The organism is Rhodocaloribacter sp., from assembly GCF_056451265.1.
Window position 1 is genome coordinate 20,218 of record NZ_JBWOPL010000061.1, and the last position, 10,670, is coordinate 30,887.

The following is a 10,670-nucleotide window of genomic DNA, read 5'->3' on the forward strand; positions in this document are numbered from 1 at the left end:
TGCCGCCTCCGGAACGCCGAACCCATGGCGCCCGCACGTGTAGTGTGGACAAAGGGCCTTCCTTCGGGGAGGCCCTTTTTTTCTTCAGGCGAGCGCGTCCGGGAAAAGCGCCGCGTCTGCGTTCATCCGAAGAGCCACCGCACGACGTACACGGCGAAGATCATGGCGAAGACGTCGGCGGTGAGGCCGGCGGGCACGGCATGGCGCGTCTTCTTCACGTTCACCGCGCCGAAGTACACGGCGATGACGTAGAAGGTCGTCTCGGTGGAGCCGAACATGGTGGCGGCCATCTTCACGAGGAGCGAGTCCTCGCCGAACTGCTGGATCATGTCGAGCACGATGGCGGCCGAGCCGCTGCCGGTGAGCGGGCGGATGATCATCATCGGCAGCACCTCGGGCGGGATGCCGGCCCATCCGAGCACGGGGCGCAGGCCGTCGATGAGGAAGTCGAGCGCGCCGGAGGCCCGAAACATTCCGATGGCGAAGAGGATGGCGACGAGGTACGGGATGATCATCACCGCCACGCTGAAGCCTTCCTTGGCGCCCTCTACGAACTCCTCGTAGACGGGCACTTTCTTGATGAGGCCGTAGAGCGGGAATCCGACGATGATCGACGGGAGCACGAAGACGGAGAGGATGTCGAGAACGGTGCGAAAGGTTTCCATGACGAAGGATGGGTTCGAGGTTCGAAGGCGGAAGAGAGGCCGGGGATCAGGCTTCGTCGCGGTTGGGGTCCGTCTCGCGGAAGCGTTTCATGCGTTCGAGCGCTTTCGTCGTGCCGATGGCCACGAGGAGCGAAAAGAACGTGACGATGAGGATGCTGAAGAAGAGCTGGTTGATCTGCAGGCCCATGATGGCCACGAGCAGGACCGGCGGCACGATCTGGACGCTGGCGGTGTTCATGGCCAGGAGCATCACCATCTCGTTCGTGGCGGTGTCTTTTTTCGGGTTGAGGGTCTGAAGCTCTTCCATCGCCTTGATGCCGAGGGGCGTGGCGGCGTTGCCGAGGCCGAGCATGTTCGCCGTCAGGTTGAGCACGATCATGGCGAAGGCGGGGTGGTCCTTCGGGATGCCGGGGAAGAGCGGGCGAAGCAACGGCTGCGTCACGCGGACGAGGCTGAAGAGCATGCCCGACTTCTCGGCGATCTGGAGCAACCCCATCCAGAGTGCGAGCGTGCCGATGAGTCCGAGCGCGAGCGTCACCGCGGTGTCGGCGAAGTCGAGCGCGGCGGCGGCGATGGCGTTCATCTTGACGAAGCGCACGGGCGGGAACGTGACGGTGGCGGTGGCGAGGGAGTCGCCGCGGAAGGAGAGCGCGCCGACTGCCCCCCGGAGGTCGTGGTCGCGCCGGGAGGTGATCTCGCGAATGGTCGCCAGGGGCTCGGGCATGGAGACGTCCCGGGCGAAGCGGAGCTGACGCCCGTCCTGCGTCTGGAGGAGCACGCCGTCATACGAGGCCGCCGGTCGGCTCTCGACGCCGTAAAACGCGCCGTACGTCTCCGGATCGATGGCGACGGAGACGGGCACGCGCCGCGCGGAGGAGTCGTAGCCCTCGGGGAAGCGGAGCGTGACGGGCAGCGGCTCGCCGTTTCGGTACGTGTCCCGGCTGAGGTCGCGGAGGTCGTGGACCATGGCGAAGACGAGGCTGAAGATGATCAGTCCGGCCCAGATATAATTGAGCATGTCCGTGGAAGGATTGATGAGGCGGAAACGGGAGCCCGGGGGAGCGGCGGTATGATACAGAAAAAAATCGCCTTCATCTCCCCCGGCAGACACGACCGCCCGGCCGGTTCCCCACGACGCGCTCCCCACGACGCGCTCCCCACGACGCGCTCCTCCGGCGGCGACCGAGAAAAAACACCCGCCTCATGTCACCCGTCACCCGCTAGCGGCGGCTCAGATAAGCGGGTCTTCGTCAGCTTCGAAAGGCACGCGAAGCTTGAAACGACCCTCGGGCGCAGGCTATCTTCTTCGAACGAATTCGGTCTTCGTCGATGAGATGGAAACGCGCTCATCGACCGGTCTTCTCCACAATAAATGATGAGGTGTTATCGTGAAACTCCGCTATGCTCTCGTCGTCTTCAGCCTTCTTTTCCTGACCGGATGTTTCCACGCGCGCGTCACGACGGGCCTGGAGCCTTCCGTCAAAGTCATCGACAAGCCGTTCGCCTCGTCGTGGATTTACGGGCTCGTGCCGCCGAGCACCGTGAAAGCCGAGGCGGAATGTGAGAACGGCGTCGCGCGCGTCGAGACGGAACTGAGCTTCGTCAATCAGCTCGTGGGGTTCCTGACGGGCGGCATCTATACGCCGATGCATATCAAGGTGACGTGCGCCGCCGGGGAATGAGCTGCGGGACGGTCAGCGTTCCCAGAAGCCCCGGATGTTCTTCGAGCCGTCGCCGTACTGGAAGGACGACTTGCCTTCGTACGAACGGGCCAGCGCTTCGAGGATGCGCCGCGCGATGTGCACGCCCGTCGTGGTGATCACCGTGCGTTCGTCCGCCTCCTCGATGGCCATGATGCGCTCGAGCGGATGCTCGCCCCGCTCCGCCTTCTCCACGTTGCGCACGAGGTTGAGGATCTCTTCTCGGTGCGACGCGAAAAAGTCCCCCTTGAGTTCGAGGGTCCCGGCAGGGTAATGATCAAGGATGCGTCGGCAGGCCGGGCAGACGGCTTCGTGCGCCTGCTCCGGCGTCTTCTCCCACGTCCATCGCCCTTTCGTGAAGACGGCTCCGCACACCGAGCACCGCGTCGGCTCCGGCCACTTCTCGCGGTTCTTGTAGGTGTCGTTCCGCTTCTCTTTGATCAGTCGATCTTTTCTACCGTAGGGACCTTTCTGCATCGTCGTACCCTCCGAATCGTTGTGGGGTAAACCGGTCGGACATGGTCGGGGAAAACGAGCGCGGGAATCTTTCCGTGCTCCTTTAGTGAGACACCCGGATGTCCCCGCGACGTTCCCGGCAGGGCCGCCCTTCGGAGATTCATAATGCGATTTTCGCGCGGCGTCTCCGGTCGGGGAAAAGCGGGGTCTTCTCAGGCCGTCTCGGGGCGCTCCCGCTCGTCGAAATAGGCGCGGATCTTCGCCGTCATCGCCGGGCCGACGACGGCGGCGAGGGCCTCGTTCGAGGCGGCCTTCACCTTTTTCACCGAGCCGAAGGCCTTGAGCAGCTTGCGCACGCTCTTGGCGCCGACGCCGGGGATGTCCATGAGTTCGGAATGGAGCGTCTTCGTCCGCCGCTGTTTGCGCTGAAACGTGACGGCGAAGCGATGGGCTTCGTTGCGCACGCGCTGGAGGAGTTGGAGCGACGAGCTCGTGCGGGGAATGAGGACCGCGTCGGTGTCGCCGGGGAAGAAGACCTCTTCGAGCCTTTTGGCGAGGCCGACGACGGGGAAGCGGCCGTAGACCTCCGCCGCTTCGAGCGCTTCGACGGCGCTCGAGAGCTGTCCCTTCCCGCCGTCGATGACCACGAGGTCGGGCCACGGGCCGTTCTCTTCGCGCACCCGGGCGTATCGTCGGGCCACCACCTCACGCATCGACCGGTAGTCGTCGGACTTCCCGGCTTCGACGGTGCGCACCTTGTACGTGCGGTATTCGCTTCGTTTGGGTTTGCCGTCTTCGAAGACGACGCACGAGGCGACGATGCCGGCGCCGCCGAGGTGCGAGACGTCGAAGCACTCGATGCGGCGAGGCAGGTGCTTGAGCCGGAGGTCGCGCCGGAGCGCGTGGACGACGTGCGGGATGCGGCCCTCCTCCCGGCGCTCCTTTTGCACGCGCCACTCTTCGAGCAGAAGACGGGCGTTGGCCTCCACCATGCGGATCAGACCGGCCTTGTCGCCGCGCTCGGGCACGTGGAGCGCCACCTTCTTGCCGCGCCGCGCACGGAGATACTCCGCAAGCGGCTCCGGCGTCGCGCACGAGGTGGAGAGATGCACCTCATCGGGGAAAAAGGTCGTCTCCGTGTAGTGGTTTTCGAGGAGCGCCTGCATGAGTTCCGCGTCGGTGCGGCCCTCGATGCGGCGGAGGTACTTGTGTCGGCGTCCGACCACCTTGCCCTCGCGCACCATGAAAAGCGCGCCGCACGCCGCGTTCTCGGTCCGGTCGACGGCGAGGGCGAAGAGGTCGCGGTCGACGAAGTCTTGACTGACGATCTTTTGCTTTGCCGTGTAGTTTTCGAGCGCCTGAATGCGGTCGCGGAGGGCGGCGGCTTCCTCGAAGTGGAGCGCGGCGGCCTGCGCCTTCATCTCCTCCGAGAGCTTCTCGATGAGCGCCCGGGTCTTGCCGTTGAGAAGCTGTTCCACCTGCCGGATCGCCTCGTCATAGTCCGCCTCCGCCTGAAGGCCCACGCACGGCCCCTCACACTTTTTGATGTGATACTGGAGGCATACCTGATACTTCCCCGCGGCGATGGGCTCGGGGTCGAGTTTGAGGTTGCAGTCGCGGAGCCTGAACGTGGCGCGGATGGTCTCGAGCACGAGCCGCATGTTCTTCACGTCGGTGTACGGGCCGAAGTACTTCGAGCCGTCACGCCGTACGCGCCGCGTGGGGAAGACGCGCGGAAAGCGCTCGTTCTTGATGCAAATGTACGGGTAGGTTTTGTCGTCCTTGAGGTTGACGTTATAGCGTGGTTTGAGGCGTTTGATGAGGTTGTTTTCGAGAATGAGCGCCTCGGCCTCCGTGTCGGTGACGATGACCTCGACGTCCTCGATCTTGCGCACGAGGGCCTGCAGCCGTCCGTCGTGCGAGCGGCTCTTCTGAAAGTACGAGCGCACCCGGTGCCGGAGGTTCTTCGCCTTGCCGACGTAGAGCACGTTGCCCCCGGCATCCTTGTGCTGATACACACCGGGACTCGTGGGCAGGTGGGCGAGCTTTTCTTCGAGGACCGGATTCATGGGGGAGGCACGTGGTGAGCGGAGAACGCAAACGGGCGGCGCGGGATCGGGTTTCGGCCCGCGCCGCTCGCGCCTTGTCGAACGGGATCGGACGGTTCAGACGGCGACGGGCAGACGCACGCCCGTCTTGCGCGTGTACGCTTCGAGGACGAGGTCGGCGAGGGCGTCGAGGTCGAAGGTGGCGGCGTTGAGCACGAGGTCGTAGTCGGCGGGGTCGGTGACGTCGCGCTTGAAGTGGCGCCGGACGAACTCGGCCCGGACGGCGTCCATCTCGACGATCTTGCGGCGGGCCGTCTCCTGGTCGAGGTTCTCGCGTTCGGCATATCGACGGACGCGCTCGTCGAGCGGGCACACGAGGCGGACGCTGAGGCGGTCGCGCGGGGCGAGGATGTAGTTTGCGCCGCGCCCGACGATGACGGCGTCGCCGTGGTGGGCAATGGTTTGCACCACGCGCATGAGGGCGCGCAGGTACTGCGTGTTCGTGTGCGGGCTGCCCATGAGCGCGCCCCGCACGGCGTCGTCGATGGCTTTGCGGTGGCGTTCGTCGAGCGAGCGCATGAGCCGCTCGTCGCCGCCCGCTTCCTCGGCGATGGCCTGCACGAGCTCCTGATCCCATACGGTGAAGCCGGTGCGCTGCCCGAGCCGTTCGGCAAGCGCTGCCCCGCGCGTGCCGAACGCCCGCGAGATGGTGATGACGGGGTGCGGTTTCTGCCGTCGCCCCCCTCCGATGTTGCTTCTCTCCCACAGTTTGATCTGGTCCTCGATGATCTGCTCGAAACGACGTGCCATAGCGTGACCTCCTGCAAAGCGCATGGATGAGAAGGCGCGGAACGACGCGAGGGAAAGGCTCCTTCGCGCAAAACGTTTCACGCTTTTCTCTTAATAGCGGACCACTCCGAAGAAGGTTCTCCGAAGCAGAAAAGCGGGCGCAAAAATAACGGGTTGCGCCGCCCCTACCTCCGGCGAGGCGGGTTTCGTATACTGCCGGGGCGTCTCTCCTTTTTCCGAACGCGGGTATGGTCATTTGTCTGGGCGACCTCGTCGTCGATCTCATCAGCCGGGAGCCCGGGCGGCCGCTCTGGGCCGTCGAGACGTTCGAGAAGCATCTCGGCGGCTCTCCGGCGAACGTGGCCATCGGGCTGCGGGCGCACGGCGTGCCGGTGACGCTGTGGAGCAAGGTCGGCGCGGATGCGGGCGGACGGTTCCTCCGCGAACGGCTCCGGCGGTACGGTCTCGCCGACGGCGTGCGGGTGGACCCCGCGCATCCCACGAAGCACGCCCTCATCGGCCTCGACGCGCACGGCGACCGTACGTGGGAGATGCTCAACCCCGACAGCGCCTACGAACACATCACCCTCGACGACGTCGACCCGGCGGCGCTTCGGAAGGCCCGCGTCCTTCACGTCGGCGGCGCGGCGCTCGTCGGCGAGACGACGGCGTGTACGACGCTTGCCCTCGCCGACGAGGCCCGGGCGCATGGCTGCCTCGTCTCGTTCGACCCCAACCTCATCGTCGGAGACGCGCCCGAACGCCCGGCGATCCTTGCCCGCCTCGACGCGCTCCTCCCGCACGTCGACCTCCTCAAGATGAGCGCCGACGACTGGCGCGACCTCCTCGGCTCGGTCGCCCCCGCCGACGTGCTCGCGCGCGGCGTCTCGCTCGTCATCCGCACCGACGGCGCGCGCGGGGCGCATTTCCACACGCTCCGGCACGACGTCTTCGTGGCGGCCGAGACGGTGGACGTGGTCGACGCCACGGGCGCGGGCGACGCCTTCACCGCCGCCGTGCTCGCGGCCCTCGCGCGGACGCCGACCCTCCCCCTCGCCGAGACTCCCGCCGAGACGCTCCGCGCCTGGGGACGCGACGCCTCGGCATGGGCGCGGAGCATGCTCGAACGTCCCGGCGCGGTGGGCGGCTATCCGACGCCCGGCGGTGAACCGGACGCGGACGGACGAATTTCGCCGTGATTTATTCGGAAACCGTTCGACTTTCGCCGCGCGGCGTTCGATCTTTCCCGGAGCATTTTTCTTTCAAGATCATCCGCTTCCATCGATGCACGCCTCCTCTCCCGAAACGGCCCGCCGATGCCTCGTCACGGGCGGCGCGGGCTTCATCGGCTCGCACCTCGTCGACGCGCTCCTCGCGCGCGGGCACTTCGTCACGGCGGTCGACAACCTCTCGACCGGCCGCCCCGACAACCTCGCGCAGGCGATGCGGAACCCGCGCTTCCGTTTTCATGAGGTCGACGTCTCCGACCGGCAGCTCATGGCCCCGCTCGTGGCCGCGTGCGACGACCTCTATCACCTGGCCTCCTACGTGGGCGTCAAGCTCGCCACGTGGACGCCGAGCCGGACCATCCTGAACAACCTCCGAAGCATCGACACCATCCTCGATCTCGTCACGCACTACCGGCCCCGCTTTTTGCTCACCTCCACGTCCGAGATCTACGGCAAAGCGCTCGACTATCTGCCCGGAAACGCGCTTGCCGAGCATGCCGACCGCGTCTACGGTTCGACGGAGGTGCACCGGTGGTCGTATGCGGGCATCAAGGCCGTCGAGGAGTTTCTCACGCTGGCGAAGCATCACGAGGAAGGGTTGCACACGGTCATCGTGCGGTTGTTCAATGTGATTGGGCCGCGACAGGTGGGGCGGCACGGGCCGGTCGTGCCCCGGTTCATCGAGCAGGCGCTCGCGGGCGACCCGATCACCATCTATGGCGACGGGCGTCAGCGCCGGTGCTTCACGTTCGTCGAGGACGCTATCGAGGCGATGCTGTTGCTCATGGACCGGGAGGACGCCGCCGGGGAGGTGTTCAACGTGGGCGGGTGCGCGCCGGTGAGCATGCGCGACCTTGCCGGGATGATCGTCCGCCTCACCGGCAGTCGCTCGGAGCCGACGTTCGTGCCGTACGAAGCCGCCTACGGGACGCATTTCGAGGACGTGAAGGTGCGCATCCCCGACACGACGAAGCTCACCGAATGGACCGGCTTCACCATCGACCGGACGATGGAGGAGGCGCTGGGCCGGATCATCGCGGCGCACCCGTCGCATGAGGCCGGTAAGGAAGCCTGAGGCGAGCCGGGGACTTTCCGCCGGTTCGCGTATCTTGTCGCCGCCCCGCCCGTTTCAACTGGACCCCGGACGCATGACCCCGGACGCTTCCGTTCCCTTTTTGCCCTACAGCCGTCCGCTCGTTTCCGAGGAGGATATCGCGGTGGTGGCCGAGGCCCTTCGCGATCCGATCATCTCGCAGGGGGCGCGGCTCGAAGCCTTTGAGGAGGCGTTCGCCGAAAAGATGGAGGCCGCGCGCGCAGTGGCCTTTTCGAGCGGGACGGCGGCGCTCCACGGCATGTGCTTCGCCGCGGGCATCGGACCGGGCGACGAGGTGATCGTCCCCGCGCTGACGTTCGCCGGCACCGCCAACGCGGTCCGCTACCCGGGCGGCGCGCCCGTCTTCGCCGACGTCGACCCGGCGACGCTCTGTCTCGACCCGGAGGCCGTCCGGGCGGCGCTCACCCCCCGCACCCGCGCCATCCTCACGGTCGACTTCGCCGGGCATCCGAGCGCCTACGCGGAACTCCGCGCCCTCGCCGCCGAAGCGGGTTGCCTCCTCCTCGCCGACGCCGCCCACGCCCCGGGCGCGACGTACCGGGGCCGCCCCGTCGGCTCCGACCTCGCGGACATGACGGCCTTCAGCTTCAACCCGGTCAAGAACATGACTTCGGCGGAGGGCGGCATGGTGACGACGGCGGATGCGGGGCGGGCGGGGCGTCTCCGGCAGTTCCGCGTGCACGGCATGACGCGCGACCCCGACCGGCTCGAAGCGTCGGCGCCGGGAGGGTGGTATTACGAACAACAGTTCCTCGGCTTCAACTACAAGATGAGCGAACTGCACGCGGCGCTCGGATTGAGTCAACTGGGGCGGCTCGAAGCGTTCAACGCGCACCGGCGGCGGCTGGCGGCTTTTTATGACGAGGCGCTGGCCGGTCTGCCGCTCCGGCTGCCGACCGCCCCGCCCGACGGGTTGCACGCCCGGCACCTCTATCCGGTGCAGGTGCTCGCGCCGCCGCCCCGCCACCGGGATGCGCTCTTCGCCGCCCTTCGCGCCGAAGGGATCGGCGTGCAGGTCCACTATATCCCCGTGCCGATGCATCCCGACTACCGGCGGCTGGGCTATACGATGGAAGGGTTGCCGCATACGGCGCAGTATTACGCGCGCGCGCTCAGCCTGCCGCTCCATCCCGCCATGAACGAGGCCGACGCCGAACGGGTGGCGGCGGCGGTGCGGGCCTTCTTCGGAGCCTCCGGATGAAGCCCGCCGGGCAAAGCCCCACGCCGGGCGACCTCCGGGGGCGGACCGTGCGGAACGCCGCCGTGACGGTCGGCTCACAGTGGGCGCGGTACGTGCTCTCGCTCGGCGGCGCGATGGCGATGGCGCGCCTGCTCACGCCCGAGGACTTCGGCCTCTTCGCCATGGTGCTGGCCGTGACGGCGTTCTTCGCGGCCTTCCGCGACCTCGGGTTGCCCATGGCCACGGTGCAGCGGAAGGCGATCACCCACGCGCAGGTGAGCACGCTCTTCTGGATCAACGTGGGCGCGGGCGCGGCGCTGGCGCTCGTCACGCTGGGGCTGGCGCCGCTCGTGGCGTGGTTCTACGACGAGCCGCGCCTGACGGGCCTCATGGCGGCGCTGGCGGCGGGGCACCTCCTCACGGGCGTCTCCGCGCAACCGATGGCGCTCCTCTACCGGCGGATGCGCTTCGGCCGCGTGGCGACGCTCGAACTCGGCGCGCTCCTGCTCAGCCTCGTCGTCGGCATCGGGCTGGCGTGGCGGGGATGGGGCTACTGGGCGCTCGTGGCGAAGATGCTCACGGCGGCGGCGGCGGTGGCCGTCGGCGTGTGGTTCCTGCTCCGGTGGCGTCCGTCCGCGCCCCGGCGGGGGACCGGCGTGCGCCCCATGCTCGCCTTCGGGGGACACCTCTCGCTGGGCTACGTCTTCGGCTATCTCTCGAAAAACCTGGACAACATCCTCATCGGGCGGTTCGTGGGGAGCGCGGCGCTCGGCTTCTATACGAAAGCCTATCAGATCGTGCTGATGCCCGTGTCGCAGTTCTTCGCCCCGCTATCGAGCGCGTTCCTGCCCACGCTCAGCCGCCTTCAGGACGAGCCTGCCCGCTTCCGCGCGTTCTACCGGAGAGGGACCCTCATGCTCACCTCGCTCGGGATGCCGGCCATCGCACTCGCGTTCGTCTCCGCAGAAAAGGTCGTGGAGATCATGCTCGGCCCGCAGTGGACGGCCGTCGTTCCGCTCTTCCGAACACTCGCCCCGGCGGCCTTCATCGGCACGTTTTACCTGACCACGGACTGGGTCTATCTGGCGCTCGGACAGACGCGGCGACAGCTCCGGTGGACGGTCTTCGCCGAGACCCTGACGATCCTCGCCTTCGCGCTCGGCATCCGGTGGGGCGCGATGGGCGTGGCGGCGGCGTACACGGCGATGACGGGCGCGCTGTGGCTGCCGGGGCTCCGGTACTGTTTTCGTGAAGCTCCGCTCGGTATGCGCGATTTCGTCTCGGCGGTGTGGCGTCCGGCGACGGCTTCGCTCGGTGCGGCGGCGGGGCTTTTCGGCGCGCGGGCGCTCGTGCCGGAGCCGGATGGAGTGCTCCTCGCCTTCGCCTTCGACGCGGCGGTGTACGGACTGTTGTACGTTCTCCTGTGGCGCGGGATGCCCGGCGGTCGGGCCGAGTTTCGCGCGGCGCTCGACCTTCTCGCGATGGTTCG

At 67.3% G+C, this 10,670-nt stretch carries 10 protein-coding genes; 5 read left to right on the plus strand and 5 right to left on the minus strand.

Going from position 1 to position 10,670, the window contains the following annotated elements; translation table 11 throughout:
* Positions 1-122: 122 nt before the first annotated feature.
* On the minus strand, positions 123-665 hold the full coding sequence (locus tag AC1HIY_RS11060; protein ID WP_479576795.1) for a spore maturation protein: 543 nt from the start codon (positions 663-665) through the stop codon (positions 123-125).
* 46 nt (positions 666-711) lie between these two features.
* Entirely contained in the window at positions 712-1,683 is a 972-nt protein-coding gene (locus AC1HIY_RS11065) for a nucleoside recognition domain-containing protein (RefSeq protein ID WP_479576796.1), read from the minus strand.
* A 370-nt stretch (positions 1,684-2,053) separates the two neighbouring features.
* On the opposite strand from AC1HIY_RS11065, the gene AC1HIY_RS11070 reads away from it, so the two are divergent.
* Positions 2,054-2,347 (plus strand): Bor/Iss family lipoprotein, encoded by a 294-nt coding sequence (locus tag AC1HIY_RS11070; RefSeq protein ID WP_479576797.1) that lies wholly within the window; start codon positions 2,054-2,056, stop codon positions 2,345-2,347.
* Between the two features lie 12 nt (positions 2,348-2,359).
* On the opposite strand, the gene AC1HIY_RS11075 is transcribed toward AC1HIY_RS11070, so the two are convergent.
* The 3 genes from AC1HIY_RS11075 to AC1HIY_RS11085 form a co-directional block, all read right to left on the minus strand.
* Entirely contained in the window at positions 2,360-2,842 is a 483-nt protein-coding gene (locus tag AC1HIY_RS11075) for a BCAM0308 family protein (RefSeq protein ID WP_479576798.1), read from the minus strand.
* A 191-nt stretch (positions 2,843-3,033) separates the two neighbouring features.
* On the minus strand, positions 3,034-4,890 hold the full coding sequence (uvrC, locus tag AC1HIY_RS11080) for an excinuclease ABC subunit UvrC (protein ID WP_479576799.1): 1,857 nt from the start codon (positions 4,888-4,890) through the stop codon (positions 3,034-3,036).
* Between the two features lie 96 nt (positions 4,891-4,986).
* Positions 4,987-5,679: a cytidylate kinase-like family protein gene (locus AC1HIY_RS11085; protein WP_479576800.1), complete on the minus strand. Its 693-nt coding sequence runs from the start codon at positions 5,677-5,679 to the stop codon at positions 4,987-4,989.
* A 227-nt stretch (positions 5,680-5,906) separates the two neighbouring features.
* Here AC1HIY_RS11085 and AC1HIY_RS11090 point away from each other — a divergent pair, with 227 nt between their 5' ends.
* From AC1HIY_RS11090 to AC1HIY_RS11105, 4 genes are all read left to right on the plus strand, one after another.
* Positions 5,907-6,857 (plus strand): carbohydrate kinase family protein, encoded by a 951-nt coding sequence (locus AC1HIY_RS11090; RefSeq protein ID WP_479576801.1) that lies wholly within the window; start codon positions 5,907-5,909, stop codon positions 6,855-6,857.
* 85 nt (positions 6,858-6,942) lie between these two features.
* Positions 6,943-7,962, plus strand: a complete 1,020-nt coding sequence (locus tag AC1HIY_RS11095; RefSeq protein WP_479576802.1) for an NAD-dependent epimerase/dehydratase family protein — start codon at positions 6,943-6,945, stop codon at positions 7,960-7,962.
* A gap of 73 nt (positions 7,963-8,035) precedes the next feature.
* Positions 8,036-9,202: a DegT/DnrJ/EryC1/StrS family aminotransferase gene (locus AC1HIY_RS11100; RefSeq protein ID WP_479576803.1), complete on the plus strand. Its 1,167-nt coding sequence runs from the start codon at positions 8,036-8,038 to the stop codon at positions 9,200-9,202.
* The coding region (locus AC1HIY_RS11105; protein ID WP_479576804.1) for a lipopolysaccharide biosynthesis protein at positions 9,199-10,670 on the plus strand (1,472 nt) is incomplete at its 3' end. The genes AC1HIY_RS11100 and AC1HIY_RS11105, both read left to right, overlap by 4 nt.